12 protein-coding genes, 7 tRNA genes and 1 pseudogene are annotated in these 16334 nt (G+C 45.6%); 19 read left to right on the top strand and 1 reads right to left on the bottom strand.

Features of this window, described 5'->3' with window-relative positions:
- Positions 1-111: 111 nt before the first annotated feature.
- The 18 genes from EYS13_RS08195 (at position 112) to clpX (ending at position 13225) form a co-directional block, all read left to right on the top strand.
- A complete protein-coding gene (locus tag EYS13_RS08195) occupies positions 112-1383 on the top strand; it encodes a phenylacetate--CoA ligase family protein (RefSeq protein WP_227767856.1) in 1272 nt (423 codons plus the stop codon).
- 28 nt (positions 1384-1411) lie between these two features.
- On the top strand, positions 1412-1843 hold the full coding sequence (locus EYS13_RS08190) for an ACT domain-containing protein (RefSeq protein WP_227767705.1): 432 nt from the start codon (positions 1412-1414) through the stop codon (positions 1841-1843).
- A 70-nt stretch (positions 1844-1913) separates the two neighbouring features.
- Positions 1914-3020 (top strand): histidinol-phosphate transaminase, encoded by a 1107-nt coding sequence (gene hisC / locus EYS13_RS08185; RefSeq protein ID WP_227767704.1) that lies wholly within the window; start codon positions 1914-1916, stop codon positions 3018-3020.
- Positions 3021-3113: 93 nt separating this feature from the next.
- Positions 3114-3725, top strand: coding sequence for a GerMN domain-containing protein (locus EYS13_RS08180; protein ID WP_227767702.1), 612 nt, complete (start codon positions 3114-3116; stop codon positions 3723-3725).
- Between the two features lie 337 nt (positions 3726-4062).
- Positions 4063-5931, top strand: a complete 1869-nt coding sequence (locus tag EYS13_RS08175; RefSeq protein ID WP_227767700.1) for an N-acetylmuramoyl-L-alanine amidase — start codon at positions 4063-4065, stop codon at positions 5929-5931.
- 190 nt (positions 5932-6121) lie between these two features.
- Complete coding sequence (gene murI / locus EYS13_RS08170; RefSeq protein WP_227767699.1) at positions 6122-6916, top strand: glutamate racemase; 795 nt, start codon at positions 6122-6124, stop codon at positions 6914-6916.
- Between the two features lie 341 nt (positions 6917-7257).
- Complete coding sequence (gene rph, locus EYS13_RS08165; protein ID WP_227767697.1) at positions 7258-8001, top strand: ribonuclease PH; 744 nt, start codon at positions 7258-7260, stop codon at positions 7999-8001.
- On the top strand, positions 7994-8605 hold the full coding sequence (locus EYS13_RS08160) for an XTP/dITP diphosphatase (RefSeq protein ID WP_227767695.1): 612 nt from the start codon (positions 7994-7996) through the stop codon (positions 8603-8605). Before rph ends, EYS13_RS08160 begins: the two co-directional genes overlap by 8 nt.
- Before the next feature lie 180 nt (positions 8606-8785).
- A tRNA-Gly gene (locus tag EYS13_RS08155) sits at positions 8786-8859 on the top strand.
- A 124-nt stretch (positions 8860-8983) separates the two neighbouring features.
- A tRNA-Arg gene (locus EYS13_RS08150) sits at positions 8984-9060 on the top strand.
- Positions 9061-9079: 19 nt separating this feature from the next.
- Positions 9080-9156 (top strand) — tRNA-His (locus EYS13_RS08145).
- A gap of 117 nt (positions 9157-9273) precedes the next feature.
- Positions 9274-9348, top strand: a tRNA-Gln gene (locus tag EYS13_RS08140).
- A gap of 62 nt (positions 9349-9410) precedes the next feature.
- A tRNA-Lys gene (locus EYS13_RS08135) sits at positions 9411-9486 on the top strand.
- A 6-nt stretch (positions 9487-9492) separates the two neighbouring features.
- Positions 9493-9577 (top strand) — tRNA-Leu (locus tag EYS13_RS08130).
- A gap of 90 nt (positions 9578-9667) precedes the next feature.
- Positions 9668-9742, top strand: a tRNA-Gly gene (locus EYS13_RS08125).
- A gap of 234 nt (positions 9743-9976) precedes the next feature.
- Positions 9977-11314 carry a trigger factor gene (tig, locus tag EYS13_RS08120; RefSeq protein WP_227767693.1) on the top strand — a complete coding sequence of 446 codons (1338 nt, stop codon included), beginning with the start codon at positions 9977-9979 and terminating at the stop codon, positions 11312-11314.
- Positions 11315-11348: 34 nt separating this feature from the next.
- Positions 11349-11948: an ATP-dependent Clp endopeptidase proteolytic subunit ClpP gene (gene clpP / locus EYS13_RS08115; RefSeq protein ID WP_227767691.1), complete on the top strand. Its 600-nt coding sequence runs from the start codon at positions 11349-11351 to the stop codon at positions 11946-11948.
- A 17-nt stretch (positions 11949-11965) separates the two neighbouring features.
- A complete protein-coding gene (gene clpX, locus EYS13_RS08110; protein ID WP_227767690.1) occupies positions 11966-13225 on the top strand; it encodes an ATP-dependent Clp protease ATP-binding subunit ClpX in 1260 nt (419 codons plus the stop codon).
- Between the two features lie 234 nt (positions 13226-13459).
- Here the strand turns inward: clpX and EYS13_RS08105 are convergent.
- Positions 13460-14706 (bottom strand): annotated as a pseudogene (locus EYS13_RS08105) (IS110 family RNA-guided transposase).
- A gap of 317 nt (positions 14707-15023) precedes the next feature.
- Between EYS13_RS08105 and EYS13_RS08100 the strand changes: the two are divergent.
- Positions 15024-16319 carry an acetyl-CoA hydrolase/transferase family protein gene (locus EYS13_RS08100; protein WP_227767687.1) on the top strand — a complete coding sequence of 432 codons (1296 nt, stop codon included), beginning with the start codon at positions 15024-15026 and terminating at the stop codon, positions 16317-16319.
- Positions 16320-16334 lie beyond the last annotated feature (15 nt).

The raw sequence follows: 16334 nt of genomic DNA, 5'->3' as shown, positions 1-16334 counted from the left end.
GGCTTAACTGGCTGCAGAAGGGGTAAAAACATCCTGTAGCAAGTTTTGTTTTAAAGTATGGTAGGGTAAGGAGGAAGTAAAAAATTGTACTGGAATGCCAAATATGAATGTATGCCAAGGGAAGAGCTGCAGGAATTACAGCTGGAACGTTTGCAGCAAACTGTAGAAAGGGCCTATCATAATGTACCCCATTACCGCAAAGCCATGCAGGAGGTGGGTGCGGAGCCCGGGGATATCAAATCGTTGCAGGACCTACAAAAATTGCCTTTTACTTATAAAACCGATCTCAGGGACAATTACCCTTACGGGATGTTTGCGGTGCCTTTGAGTGAAGTTGTCCGTATCCACTCCTCTTCCGGAACCACAGGGAAACCAACGGTTGTGGGTTATACCAGAAATGATTTAAACGTTTGGTCGGAGCTGATGGCCCGCTCTTTAACCTGCGGGGGTGCAACTAAAAACGATGTGATCCACAATGCTTACGGGTATGGCCTGTTTACCGGGGGTTTAGGCATCCATTACGGTGCTGAAAAAATAGGTGCTTCGGTAATACCCATTTCCGGCGGAAATACCAAGCGCCAGGTGATGATTATGAAGGACTATGGCAGCACGGTTTTGACTTGCACTCCTTCTTACGCTTTAAATATTGCGGAAGTGATGGAGGAGATGGGTATTACGCCCGAAGATCTGAAGTTAAAAGTAGGTATCTTTGGCGCTGAGCCATGGTCGGACAACATGCGTAAAGAGATTGAGCATAAACTGGGTATATTGGCGCTGGACATCTACGGTCTAAGTGAAATTATCGGGCCGGGTGTAGCCATAGAATGTCCGGCAAAACAGGGGCTGCATATTTTTGAAGATCACTTCATCCCGGAAATTATCAACCCTGATACCGGCGAGGTCCTGCCTTACGGCAGCGTGGGAGAGTTGGTGTTCACATCACTAACCAAAGAAGCTCTGCCCATGATCCGTTACCGCACCAGGGATATTAGTTCTTTAAGCCTGGAAGAGTGCAGCTGCGGCAGGACCCATGTGCGGATGAAACGGGTCAGCGGGCGGACTGATGACATGCTGATTATCCGGGGTGTCAACGTGTTCCCGTCCCAAATCGAAAGCGTCCTCCTGGAAATTGGCCAGACTGAGCCTCATTACCAGATTATTGTGGACAGGGTAGGTACTTTAGACACTATAGAAGTTTTGGTAGAAGTTTCTGCTTCCTTCTTTTCCGATGAGGTGCGCAGGCTGGAAGAGCTGGAGAAAAAGATCAGGGGCGAAATTGAAACTACTTTAGGTTTGACTGTGAAAGTGCGGCTGGTCGAACCGAAAACCATTGAGCGCAGTGAAGGTAAGGCTAAAAGGGTAATAGACCGGAGAAAAATATAGGAAATCCAGTAAAAAAAGGAGGATTCCGATGAAAGTCAAGCAAATCTCAGTTTTCCTGGAAAATAAGTCCGGAAGGCTGGCAGCAGTTACTGCCGTTTTAGCCAAACATGGTATTAATATCAGGGCCTTATCTATTGCCGACACTTCGGATTTCGGCATTTTGCGGCTAATAGTGGACCAGCCGGATAAAGCCTTTGAAGTATTGAAGCAGGAAGACTTTACTGTAAGCGTGACTGATGTAATCGGTGTAGAGATGCCAGACCAGCCCGGCGGCTTGGCACAAGTACTGGCTGAGCTGGAAAAAGCAGAAATCAATATCGAATACTTGTATGCATTCCTGGGGAAAGCTCCTGGCGGCGCCTTGGTGGTGTTTAAGGTGGAGAATATTGATACCGCAATTGAAAAATTGCTTGCCAGCGGCGTAAAGTTGTTGCCGGGAGAAACGCTGTACAAGATGTAAGATATTTGCCGGTCTCGAGGATGTGGATTATTGTAAGCTGAATTTGCTGTAAGATTAAGGAGTGTTGGAAATGGCAGACAGGAAGTTGCCGGTGGCACGGAAAGCTTTGGAAACCATTAAACCTTACGTGCCGGGAAAACCAATTGAAGAAGTTGAAAGAGAATTAGGGATTAAAAACGCAGTTAAAATGGCCTCCAATGAAAACCCCTTAGGCCCTTCGCCCAGAGCGGTCGTGGCCATGCAGGAACTGGTGCATAAAGTCCACCTCTACCCTGACGGGTCCTGCCATTATTTGCGGGGAAAATTAGCTGACGCCGTGGGGGTCGGACCTGACCAGATTATTGTAGGCAACGGCTCAGATGAAATTATCAAATTGTTGGCTGAAACCTACATTAACCCGGGAAACAGCGCGGTCATGGCCAACCCCAGTTTTTCTGAATATGATTTTGCCGTTAATCTCATGGGAGGGGAATGCAGGCAGATCGCATGTGTCGATTTTAAACATGATCTGGAGAGCATGGCAAAAGCTATCACTCCCGATACAAAACTGGTGTTTATCTGCAACCCCAACAACCCCACGGGCACCATTGTTACCAAAACAGAAGTTGGTGCTTTTATGTCCCGGGTCCCGGAGGACGTGGTGGTAGTATTTGACGAGGCTTATTATGAATATGTAAGCCATCCCGAATACTGCTCCGGACTGGAATATGTTAAGAAAGGCTTTAAAAATGTCATTGTTTTGCGCACTTTTTCAAAGATATACGGCTTATCGGGGCTGAGGGTCGGATACGGTATCGCCCATCCTGAGCTTATTTCATGGATTAGCAGGACGAGAGAGCCATTTAACGTTAATTCCATGGCTCAGGTAGCAGCCAGAGCGGCCATAGATGATGAAGAACATGTGGCTCTAAGCAGGGAAGAAAACCAAAAGGGCAAGGAACTGCTATACGGGAAGTTTGAGGAAATGGATCTACCCTACTGGCCCACGGAAACTAATTTTATCTGGGTCAATATTAAAACTGACTGCAGGCCGGTGTTCCAGGCCATGTTGAGGGAAGGGGTCATAATCCGGACAGGTGACATTTTCGGGTTCCCTGAATTTATCAGGGTGACTATCGGTACGGAAGAACAAAACCAGAGATTCATCCGGGCGCTGACCAAAGTACTGGGGAAATAATTTTCGCTGGATTTATCTCAAAAAATAGTAATAATTGCCTCCTTTGCCTTATATCTATTAGTAGTAACAAATTAAGGTGGAGGAGGTAAGTTGATGCTTAGCCAAAAGTTGAAGAAGAGTATATGCTTGCTGGTATTTGTGGTCGTTATAGTGTTAATCACCGCCGGATGCAGTGCAGTTGATACCCTGTCTTCCTTAAAAGCCCGTTTTGCAGGCAGTGAAGAGCCGGTAGCAGTTACTCCTGAGGAAGAGTTGGAAGGTTCCGAAGTTGATGCTGAACTCACCGGGGAAACCAAGGAAATTGTATTGTATTTCAGCGATGCCGAAGGAAAAGCCCTGGTGGCTGAAGAGCGCACCATTCCTAAAGTGGAAGGCATAGCCAGGGAAACGATTAAAGAATTAATTAAGGGCCCCCATCCCGAAAGCGGCTTAAAAGCTACATTGCCGGAAGGCACAGCCTTGAAGGATATTAATATCCGCCCCGACGGGCTGGCCATCGTGGATTTTAGCAAAGAATTGGTCTCCAATTTTGACGGCGACAGCAATTCGGAAACGTTGGCAGTCTACTCTATCGTCAACACCCTAACCCAGTTTGATACTGTCAAAGAGGTACAGATCCTGGTTGATGGAGAGCAGGTGGAGACAATTAACGGGCATGTAAATGTTTTTGCCCCCATTGCCCGAGACGATGCTATTATAAAGTAGAGCATCATGGCGCTTTAACGCAGTTTTAGCCATAAGTCACCAGCACGGCTAAAAGCCACGTCCTCAGTCTTTTAAGTCCCCGGTTTTTAGCAATACTCACTGGGGAGTGAGGACTGATGACTTATTGCTAACGAACGACTACATGTAAAAAGCCCGGCATTGTTAGTCGGGCTTTTTACATGTATTAGTAGGTGCCATCTTCCAGTCTTGGCAGGAAATTCGACATTTAAGTCGAATTAAATAATCTGGATAGGTGCGACAGCTTGGGAAATGCATGAGGAAGGTGGTTTAACTGAATATTTGCCAAAAGATTAGTTTTAAGTTAGCGATTTGGCTTTTGCTGCTCAGCATACTTGCTTTGGCTGTGCCTTTTCAGGCACAGGCTGCTGCGGTAAAGTATGTGGCGGTAACTGTCGATGGCAAAAGGGTAAATTTCGACGTCAAGCCTTTTATCGATGGCCAAAACCGGACTATAGTCCCCATTCGGTTTATTGGGGAGGAGATGGGGTATGGTTTTGGTTGGGATGAAAACGCTAAGGAAGTTATTGTAAACGGCAATGGCGTTTTTATTAAACTATGGATTGGTAAAAAAGAGGCACTTGTAAATGGGCAAAAAGTCGTGCTGGATACGACCGCTGTGCTGCAAAACGGTCGGGCAATGGTGCCGCTGCGCTTTATTTTGGAAAATATGGGTGCCAGCGTGCAATACGACAGCAAAGCTAATGTTGTCAACGTGGTAAAAAAGCAGCCGGAAACGGTTTCTGAACCAATCTCCGATGTGACGGAGATAGTTCAAATCAACTCTCCGCTAGTTAACCTGCGCAGCGGACCGGGAACTCAGTATGAAACGCTGAAACAGGCTAAGCAGGGAGATAAGTTTCTGGTTACAAGCATTCAGGGTGACTGGTACGAAGTTGCCATTGAAGGAGGCAAAAAGGCTTGGGTAATTAAAAAAGCGGTAGAACCAGTCGATCTATCAAAAGCTGGGAAGGACGACTCTGAAAATAGTGCTGATAAGCAATTACACGGTAAAGTGGCAGTTATTTCCGCTTCTATTGTCAATGTCCGCAGCGGGCCCGGAACTAGCTACTCTGTAGTTTCCAAAGTTACCAAAGGAGACTCCTTTGATGTGCTGGCCCAAAACGGTGACTGGTACCAAGTTGCACTGTCAGACAATACTACCGGTTGGGTTGCAGGTTCGCTGGTTACACTGCGTTTCACAGGTAACTTGGCTGACAGGAGTCCGGAACCGGGGGAGGGGAGACCGGACCCGGCGGTTCCAGAAACCCCTGGACCGAAGGAACTTGTTAATATCTCAGAGATTAAGGTGGATACCAGCGGTGAAGAAATTACTTTCACAGTAAAGGGCGATAAAAAATTAAGTTATTCCACCTTTAATTTGGACAACCCCAGGAGGATGGTTTTTGATTTCTTTGACAGCATCCTGAACAGCAATGAAAGTGGTTCAGAAACCATCACGGTGGAGAAAGGTTTAGTAAAAGCCATCAGGGCGGCACAGTACACATCCAATCAGGTCCGGGTGGTACTTGATCTCTCAGGTCCGGCGGGAGTGAGCCTGCTTTCTTCGGAGGACAATGATTCCAAACTCACCTTTAAGATAGGTAAACCCAGTCTAGTAGGCAAAACCATAGTTGTAGACCCTGGTCACGCCAGTATTCAACCTGGCGGCTGGTCCGATCCTGGAGCGGTAGGGCCCACAAAGCTCTATGAAAAAGATGTGGTGTTGGATATAGCTCTCAAGGTAGCTGAAAAACTCAAGGCCAAGGGAGCCAAGGTAATTTTGACCAGGACAGGCGATACCACCTTGACTTTAGCCGGGAGGGCCGAGGTTGCTAACAGCAACAATGCGGACCTTTTTGTGAGCATTCACACTAACGCTAACCCCAACAGGGCTATTGGCGGCACTGCAACATATTACTATAGCGGTATTGACGGTCAAGGGGAGGTACGTAAAAAACTGGCTTTAGCTGTACAGAAGGAACTGGTTAATGCTTTGGGTCGCAGGGATATTGGTATTCTGGAAGAGCGGTTTGCAGTTTTACGCTATACAAAAGTGCCCTCTATTCTGGTGGAGACTGCTTTTATCTCGAACTATGAAGAGGAAAAACTCCTGGCCGATCCGGAGTTTCGGACTAAAGCTGCCGACGGCATAGCTAACGGTATAGAACGTTATTTTCTGGATTAGGATTTTTCAAGCCAGGTATCTATTTTTTTACGGTTACATAACATATAATAGATTCAGGAACTAAGAGTGGTGAAATGTCACCACTCTTTGGTTCGTTTTAGGAAATTGTTACTTGTGCTTAATTTTCCATGAGCGCTCATATTAATATTTCACCAGCAAATGTGGCATGCGAGGCAGGAGTGATTATTTTATGGTGGTTGTTGGTCTTTTTGATTCCGGAGTTGGAGGGCTAACGGTAGCCAGGCAGGTTTTTCAGCAGCTGCCGGCGGCGCATATTATTTACTATGGTGATACAGCCAGGGTTCCCTACGGCGGCAAACCGGTGGAAGAGCTTGTGTACCTGGCTGATGTCATAACCGGTTTTTTAATTGAACAAGGTGCAGAGGTAGTAATAGATGCCTGCAACAGCACTTCGGCAGTTGCTTTGGAATATTTACAAACAAAGTATGATGTCCACGTTATCGGGGTGATTGAGCCCGGTGTGCAAGCGGCTTTAAATGCAACCAAAAATGGAAAAATAGGTCTGATTGCCACTGAGGCGACAGTAAAGAGCGGTGTGCATAGGCGAAAACTAATGGAATTTGCTCCGAAGACAACACTTTTTGCCCAGGCCTGCCCGCTCTTCGTTCCCCTGATTGAAGCAGGCGAAATAGACAGCCCCAGGGTTAAAGCTATAGCCGAAGAATATTTGCAGCCACTGCAGGAGGCGGGTATAGACACGTTAATTTTGGGCTGTACCCACTATCCATTTTTGGCACCGGTGCTGGCGGAGATTCTGGGCGGAGAAGTTCAGCTTGTTGATCCTGCGGTAGAGACGGTTCACCGGCTGCTGGATGTTGTTCCAACTCCTAGTGGTGATGGCAGCAATGCGGAGGGAAAACATCTGTATTATGTAAGCGGCGACCCGGGTCAGTTTGCAAAAGTTGGCAGCATGCTTTTGCCCGGTTATACTATAGACAAGGTGGAAAAACTAGTGGTCGGGTAATTAGCGAACTTTTAAGCATCGCATTCTGACCAGTCCTTAGTCCTTGGTCGTTAGTTGTTAGTCGTTAGTTGCATGTCATCTTTATCAGCTTTCATGTTTTATTACTAACGACTAAGTACTAACGACTTACCAGAAGGTTATTCCGAACAACTAAGATGACAGTGGGTGATAAACCAAGTTTGAAAAACGGGAAGCTGCTGCTGAATTTTCGGGCATAATTAAATTGGCTAGTTTAGAGAGTAGTTATATAATAGAATAAAACGGTATGGTCTGCTTGTTGTTATAACCAACAACTAACAACCGACAACCAACAACTTTTTAATTTTTATTGGAGGACAAAAATGGAGAGAATAGATGGCAGGGCTCTTGATGCTTTAAGGCCGGTTCAAATTACCCGCAATTATTTACAGTATGCTGAGGGCTCTTGTTTAATCACTGTAGGCAATACAAAAGTGATTTGTTCAGCTTCTGTGGAAGAAAAAGTTCCGCTTTTTTTAAAGGGTGAAAACCAGGGCTGGGTCACCGCCGAATATGCCATGCTTCCCAGGGCTACCCAGATCCGAACCGCAAGAGAAATAAGCAAAGGGAAGGTAAGCGGACGCAGCCAGGAAATACAACGCCTGATTGGCAGGGCGCTCCGTTCCGTAGTGGACCTAAAAGCATTGGGAGAAAGAACAATTTGGATCGATTGTGATGTAATTCAGGCCGACGGCGGTACCCGTACGGCGGCTATTACAGGTTCTTTTGTAGCTCTGTTTGATGCATTGCAGGGATTGGTTGAACAACAACTCGTGAATGAGCTTCCCATAACTGATTTTTTAGCGGCAACAAGTGTAGGCAAAGTCAATGGTAAATTGCTGCTGGACCTCTGCTATCTTGAAGATTCGCAGGCAGAAGTGGATATGAATGTGGTGATGACAGCCCAAGGAAAAATAATTGAGATCCAAGGGACGGCAGAAAAGCAGCCATTCAGCAGGGCTGAATTGGAGCAACTGCTCAGCTTAGCTGAAAAGGGTATTAGGGAGTTAATCACGCTGCAGCGTAAAACTTTAACCGGTAATTTGGAGAAGGTGCATCATGCATAAAATTGTAATTGCCACGAGAAACAGGGGGAAATTAGCGGAGTTTAGTAGGCTCCTGGATGACCTGCCTGTTGAAATTTTTTCCCTTGATGAATTTGAGGATATTCCCGAGATCGAGGAAACAGGCGCTACTTTTCAGGAAAATGCCGCTGTGAAAGCCCGTACGGTAGCTGATTTGACCGGACTAATAGCAGTTGCCGATGATTCAGGTCTCGAAGTTGATGCTTTAAACGGCGCTCCAGGAGTATATTCGGCTCGTTTTGCCGGAGAAAAAAGCAGCGATGCCGATAATAACGCTAAACTCTTAAAATTGCTGCAGGGCATACCTCTTCCTAAAAGGACGGCCCGCTTTCGTTCTGTTATTGCTGTTGCTTTACCCGGGGGAGAATGTTATTTTGCTGAAGGAAAATGTGAAGGCTTGATCGGCTTGGAACCCAGTGGAGCAAATGGTTTTGGGTATGATCCCTTATTCTTCCTGCCTTCCCAAAAGCTTACTTTTGCCCAATTATCTGTGGAAGAAAAAAATAAAATCAGCCATCGGGCAAAAGCAGTTCAAGGGGCAAAAAGGATTTTAGAGCAACTGCTTGCCAAGAAAAATAACCGGTAAATTAGCGGTAAATTATCTTTGAATCCTCTTGCAATAGGTATAAGGACATGCTATAATTTATTTCGTTCCGCGGGAAAGGAACAGGAAACAAAACAGAGGAAACGATTTGGTAAAAGTTTCCTTTTGACTTGTGCGCGGATTTGAGTTATACTAGTCATTGTCAGTTTTACGAGCAGTTGTGCGGGTGTAGCTCAATGGCAGAGCCCCAGCCTTCCAAGCTGGTTGTGTGGGTTCGATTCCCATCACCCGCTCCATTTTGTCTCATAAGCATTCCTGCCAGTTAGTCACCGGTTGTCAGTGGCAAGTTTCAGTAATTTAAGTATGAAACTGATGGCTGACAGCCGATAGCTGACCAAAGCTAATACAGCAAAGCAATATGCGCCTGTAGCTCAGATGGACAGAGCAACGGACTTCTAATCCGTGGGTCGCAGGTTCGAATCCTGCCAGGCGTGCCACAAAAGCCAGGTTTACGTGGTGGGTGTAGCTCAGTCGGCTAGAGCACCAGATTGTGGCTCTGGGGGTCGTGGGTTCAAGTCCCATCATCCACCCCAATTTAGTCCTTCGTCCCCAGTCGTTTAGTCCTTAGTATTAAAGTGAGCATTAAAGCAGTGCTCATAACTGACGACCAACAACTAACGACTGACCAAAAATTGAGCTTTTAAGTGCATTGGGGCGTAGCCAAGTGGTAAGGCAGCGGATTTTGGATCCGCCATGCGTTGGTTCGAATCCAGCCGCCCCAGCCAGAAATACAGTTTAATAGTTGTTAGTTGCTCAACCAGCAACTAACAACTAGCAACTTTTATATGAGCCATTAGCTCAGCCGGTAGAGCACCTGACTTTTAATCAGGGTGTCCCGCGTTCGAGTCGCGGATGGCTCACCATTTTTTGCGGGAGTGGCGGAACTGGCAGACGCGCCAGACTTAGGATCTGGTGGGTAACACCGTGGGGGTTCAAGTCCCTTCTCCCGCACCAGCAAGCGTAACAATTGCTGCCAGGTGAAAGCTTGACTCCTGTAAGTGATTGTTGTATAATAACCTTCGCGGGGTTGAAAAACCGCAAGATGCGGAAGTGGCTCAGTGGTAGAGCATCGCCTTGCCAAGGCGAGGGCCGCGGGTTCGAATCCCGTCTTCCGCTCCACTATCATAATAACAATTGCCAGCAACCTCGGTAGGCAGTAGTCCCACCGGGGTATTGTTTTGTTTATAATACTTTTACTATGGCTATAATATTAGCTGTACTGGCAGAAAATGCAGGAAAAAGCGGCTTTATGCCGAAGTACTTGTTATGGCATTTTTTAGCCCTGGTTATAATAGTGGTACGTTTTTCTGATAAATTACATATTAATGAACAATAGGAATAGGGGGAGCATAAATGAAGTCAAACGTGGAAAAGATAGAGAGGAACCGGGTGGTGTTACAAGTAGAGGTAGAAACTGGAGAGCTGGAAAAGGGTATCCACCAAGCGTATAAAAAGCTGGTTAAAAAGGTGAATATACCTGGATTTAGGAAAGGTAAAGCACCACGCAAAATACTGGAAAATTACATAGGCAAGGAATACCTGTTAAGTGAAGCTGCAGATATTATTCTACCCAATGCCTACTATGACGCGGTCCAGGAGAATGCACTTGAACCCATAGATCAGCCTGAAGTGGAAGTTGTTCAGCTGGAAGATGGCCAGCCTTTCATTTTTAAGGCAACTGTGGATGTCAAACCGGAAGTTAAATTAGGCGAATATAAAGGTTTGGAAGTCAAGAAAAAGGCCTACGAAGTAAAAGAAGAAGATGTGCAAAAATTTCTGGAAAACCTGCAGCAAAGGTATGCCAAACTGGTCAACAAAGAAAACGGAAATGCGGAGAAGGGAGATATCGCCCTTATCGATTTTGAAGGTTTTATAGACGGGGAGGCTTTTCCGGGTGGTAAAGGGGAAAATTATTCCCTGGAAATTGGTTCGGGAACTTTTATCCCCGGTTTCGAAGACCAGCTAATCGGTATGGCAGCAGAGGAAGAAAAAGAAATCAATGTAACATTCCCGGAAGATTATCACCAAGAAGATTTGGCAGGCAAGCCGGCAACTTTTAAAGTTAAAATTAAGGGGATCAAAACTAAGGAGCTGTCTCCCATTGATGACGAATTCGCCAAAGATGTCAGCGAGTTTGAGACCCTGGAGGAATTAAAGAATGACACACGGAATAAACTGAAAGAAACAGCAGAAAACAGGAGCCAGGACGAGATACGCACGGAGCTCATCAATAAAGTTGTTGAAAGCTCTGAGGTAGAAATTCCAAATATAATGATCGAGCGGAGAATTGCAAGTTTCGTCAATGATTTTGCCAACAGGGTGCAGCAGCAAGGCTTAAGTTTCGAAAAGTATCTGGAGTTATCCGGGCTAAGCCTGGATCAGCTCAAGGAGAATTATAGAGCCCAGGCAGAAAAAAGTGTGAAGACAGATCTTGTGCTTGAGGCGGTTGCTAAGAAGGAAAACATCGACGTAAGCGAAGAAGAGCTGGATAAAGAAGTAGAACAGATTGCTAAAGTGTACAGGCAAGATCCTAAGGCTTTTAAGGCTTACTTAGCTTCTCAAGGAACCTTGGATTCTCTGAAACAAAGTATAATATTGGATAAGGCAGTTGACCTGCTGGTAGAAGAAGCAAAAATAGAAGTTGTTCCGGCAGATGCCGAGGAAGCTCAGGAAGAAAGAGAGAGTAATTAAAAAATTCTTTAGTGGAGAGCGAGGTTGATAGGTTATGTCAGTTTTAGTGCCAATGGTGGTAGAGCAAACAAACCGGGGAGAAAGGGCTTATGATATTTATTCCCGTTTGTTAAAAGACAGGATAATTTTCATTGGCAGTGCCATTGACGACCATATTGCCAACCTGGTGATAGCCCAACTCCTGTTTTTAGAAAGCGAAGATCCTGACAAAGACATCAGCTTATATATCAACAGCCCTGGCGGCTCAATAACTGCAGGGATGGCAATTTTTGATACCATGCAGTATATCAGGCCGGATGTTTCCACTATCTGCGTCGGTCTGGCTGCCAGCATGGGTGCCTTCTTGCTTGCTGCCGGCGCTAAAGGCAAAAGATATGCTTTGCCTAACAGCGAAATTATGATTCACCAGCCGTTAGGTGGGACCCAAGGCCAGGCAGTGGATATTGAAATTCATGCTAAGAGGATTATTAGGATTAAAAACGACTTGAATAGAATTTTATCGGAAATCACCGGCAAACCACTCAGTCAAATTGAAAAAGATACTGACCGGGATAACTTCATGTCAGCCATGGAGGCAAAAGAGTACGGACTCATTGATGAGGTGATCACCAAGCGAGAAATTAAGAGAAAATAGAAGGGCGGGGTGAAAGGATGTATAAATATACTGATGATAAAGGGCAGCTAAAATGTTCCTTTTGCGGTAAACTGCAGGATCAAGTCAAAAAACTAGTCGCCGGCCCGGGAGTATATATTTGTGATGAGTGTATTGAGCTTTGCAATGAAATAATCGAAGAAGAACTCAGTGAAGACCTCGGCTTGGAAATGGGTGATATTCCTAAGCCTAAAGAAATACGGGAAATCCTTGACCAGTATGTTATCGGCCAGGACCAGGCAAAAAAATCTTTGGCTGTGGCGGTATATAACCACTATAAACGTATCAACCTGGGTATGAAAATTGACGATGTGGAACTGCAAAAGTCAAACATCGTCATGCTTGGCCCCACCGGCAGCGGAAAAACTCTCTTAGCCCAAACTCTGGCCAAGATCTTAAATGTACCGTTTGCCATTGCCGATGCTACTTCACTGACTGAGGCGGGGTATGTAGGTGAGGACGTAGAGAATATACTCTTAAAATTGATTCAAGCCGCCGATTATGACGTAGAGAAGGCGGAAAAAGGCATAGTCTATATCGATGAGATAGACAAGATCGCCAGAAAGTCTGAAAACCCTTCTATAACCAGGGATGTTTCGGGCGAAGGAGTCCAACAGGCTCTCCTAAAGATCTTAGAGGGTACGGTGGCCAGTGTCCCACCCCAGGGAGGGAGAAAGCATCCTCACCAGGAATTTATTCAATTGGATACTACCAATATCTTGTTCATCTGCGGCGGGGCATTCGATGGTATTGACAAAATTATACAAAACCGGATTGGCCAAAAGGCCATTGGCTTTGGCGCTGAAATCGCAGGTAAGAAGGATAAGCCTATCGGCGAAATTTTAAGCAACATTTTGCCGGTTGACCTTTTGAAATTCGGCCTTATACCGGAATTTGTTGGCAGGCTCCCGGTGATTGTAACCTTGGACGCGCTGGACGAAGATGCTTTAAAACGCATCCTGGTTGAACCGAAGAATGCTCTGGTCAAGCAATACCAGAAGCTATTTGAGCTGGACGGCGTAACTTTGGAATTTAAGGATGATGCCTTGGAGGCTGTAGCCAGAGAAGCTATTAAACGCAATACAGGGGCAAGAGGTTTAAGGGCTATCCTGGAAGATATAATGTTGGATGTAATGTACGATATTCCATCGAGGACCGATGTCACAAAATGCGTAATTACCAAAGAGGTTATCCTGAAAAAAGAAGAGCCCCTGTTGGTTTCAGTGGACCGCAAAAAGAAAAAAGAAGAATCAGCTTAAACAGCAGCTTTGGCTGCTGTTTTTTGTGTGCGCCTCACTGCCCGTTTTACCTCATGCTTTTTGTAAGCTGTTCTTAGCACCAGGTACTATACATTTAGTACGAAAATAAATTTGAAATATTCTTTAACAACTGCATATGGCAACCAGGATAACCCGTAAAAAGGTAATAATTAACTAGCCAATGCAGATCTTGCATCAGTGAAATTAATTCTTTTGGAAAAACCATTGTAGCTGTTAAGCAACCTCGTGGGGTTCTATCACCTCCAGACCTAGTTTCTTAGCTTCAGCAATAATCCTTTTAACTCGGAACTTTTCCTGTTTTTGTTTGGCTTTTTCAAAGGATGTTTCATCGTAATCAGCATCATTTTTTAACAGGTTGTATATTATTACGAGAACTTTTCTGGCTAATGCAACAAGAGCTTTTTTGGCGCCACGGCGTTGTTTGATTTTCCAATACCAGGATGATAAGTAGCTTTGACGTATTCGGGTGATGCACCAAGCAACTTCACATAGGATCCGTTTTAAATAGGTGTTACCGTTGGTGGTACGAGTGGACTTTTTTTTCCTGCACTTTCATTGTTACCGGGGCTTAAGCCCGCCCAGGAACAGATATGTTCAGCGGTTTTAAAACGACTCATATCAATTCCGATTTCCGCCAAAATGGCTGCTGCTGCAGTTTTATCAATGCCCGGTATGCCGTCTAGTTGCTCTAGTTGTCTTTGATACTGAGCCAGTTTTTCTTCTAAGTTTTGCTCTACTTGACGGAGATGCTCGTAATGCTGATCTAGCCAACCTAACAATAGCTTTAGAAACTCTCTTTGATGAACATCCATTTTGCCATTGACAGCCTGTTTGATCTCATGGAGCTTATTCTTAGCACGCCCCTTTACAAAATTCTCTACTTCCCGGGCGGATATTTTCCCATGGTGGCTAAGATGATCCATAATCGCCCGGCCCGATACGCCGAAGATATCGGTCAGGAAGGTAGAGAGCTTAAAGCCGCAGCTTTGTAAGTGTTTTTCGATCCGGTTTTTCTGTGACGTAATTTCCTCGATGATACTTTTGCGGTACCGGGTCAGATTACGGAGTTCCCGGATTGGTTTGGAGGGAACAAAACTTCCTTCTAATAATCCGGCACGCAAAAGGGTAGCTATCCATTCGGCGTCCTTCATGTCGGTCTTTTTACCGGGTACATTTTTCATATGCCGGGCATTGGCAACAATCAAAACCATACTGCCGTCAAAGGCTTCTTCCAACACGTTATATACAGGCTGCCAATAGATGCCGGTGCTTTCCATTGCAACATGCCGACAGTTCTCATTTTCTAGCCAAACTTTCATTTCATCTAGCCCGGCAAGAAGGGTGGAAAAGGTGCGGATGGTTTTAACCGGTTCCCCGTCAACATTGCCTTTTAATAGGCAGGCTACAACCGTTTCTTTGTGGACATCAAGACCACAACATATTTCCAGGATGTCTTGCATGTAACTCACTCCTGCTCCAAAGAATTTCAGGGATGATTGCTCGAGAAATAAAGATTTTAGTACCCGTGCTGTTCCCAAGTCCTTAAGAACAAGGGGCGACAATTGGCTGTGCTCAAAAGCAATCAAGTTAGGTTATTTAACGAGGTTATACCATCAAAATAAAATCAACCTTTGTCCCTGATAATTTCAATGTAGCAAAAAATCCAACCTTTGCAATAACTTAGCTAATTTTCATGATTGGTTGTGCCTTCCAGGCATGGGTGGTTATTTGGACTTTTAATAGAATATTAGTAAAAACCTGTGTAGGAGGATTGGGAGTGCGGGATTATCGGAAGGAATACGCAATGAAATTAAGAACGGCTGCTGAAGCCGTGCAGGCGATAAAATCGGGAGACAGAATTGTCTTGCCTTTGGGCTGTGGAGAGCCGCCCGCTTTGCTGGAAGCTATGGCTGCCCGTAGGGATGAATTGGAAGGAGTAATAGTTGACCAAATGCTTCCCCTGCGCAAGTACACTTACATGCAGGAAGGCATGGAAAAGCATTTTCGGCATAACTCCTGGTTTATCAGCGGCGCCAGCCGCCAAGGAGTAAACCAAGGCAGGATGGATTTTACCCCCAATTTTTTTCACGAGGCGCCCAGGATCTATCGCGATTTTGTTCCTGTAGACGTGGTGATGGCGGTTGTTTCACCCATGGACAAGCACGGGTATTTTAGCCTGGGAGTTTCTGTCGATTACACCAGTACTGTTGCCCGGTTAGCCAAAACATTGATTGTTGAAGTAAATGAACACATGCCCCGGACCCATGGGGAGAGTTTCATTCATATTTCCGAAGTAGATTATATCGTGGAGCATAATGAACCTTTAATCACCCTGCCACCTCAGGAATTATCGGAGGCTGACAAGGCCATCGGAGCATATATTGCAGAGCTAATTGAAGACGGTTCAACCATCCAGTTGGGAATTGGCAGCATGCCCAACGCTGTAGCCCAGATGCTGTTGGATAAAAAATGTTTAGGGATTCACTCCGAAATGCTCACTGACAGCATGGTAGACCTAGTGGAAGCAGGGGCGGTAGATAATTCGGTCAAAAGCATTCATCCGGGAAAAATCGTGGGTTCATTTGCCGTGGGGACGCAAAGACTCTATGATTTTTTGGATGACAACCCCATGATCGAAATGCATCCCGTGTCATATACCAATGACCCGTACGTCATTGCAATGAATAATAAGATGGTTGCCATCAACGCCACCGTTGAAGTTGATTTGCTGGGCCAGTGCGCTTCTGAATCAATCGGCACCTACCAGTACAGCGGCACGGGAGGACAGGTGGATTTTATCAGGGGTGCTGAACGTTCTCCCGGCGGCAAAGGAATTATCTGCCTGCATTCCACCGCCAAGGGAGGTACTGTTTCCAAAATAGTCCCCGCCCTTCAGCCTGGAGCGGTAGTCACCACTTCCAAAAACGAAGTGAATTATGTGGTAACTGAATACGGCGTAGCCCAGCTCAAAGGCAAAAGTGCCAGGGAAAGAGCGCTGGCTTTAATTAACATTGCCCATCCCGATTTCCGGGCAGAGCTCCGAAAAGAAGCGGAGCGGCGGAATTTACTTTAAACTCATTATGCAAAA

This window comes from Zhaonella formicivorans, from assembly GCF_004353525.1.
In the GTDB taxonomy this organism is placed as follows: Bacteria; Bacillota; DUOV01; order DUOV01; family Zhaonellaceae; genus Zhaonella; species Zhaonella formicivorans.
Note: the sequence above shows the minus strand (reverse complement) of the source record. Positions and strands in the feature narration are given on the sequence as shown.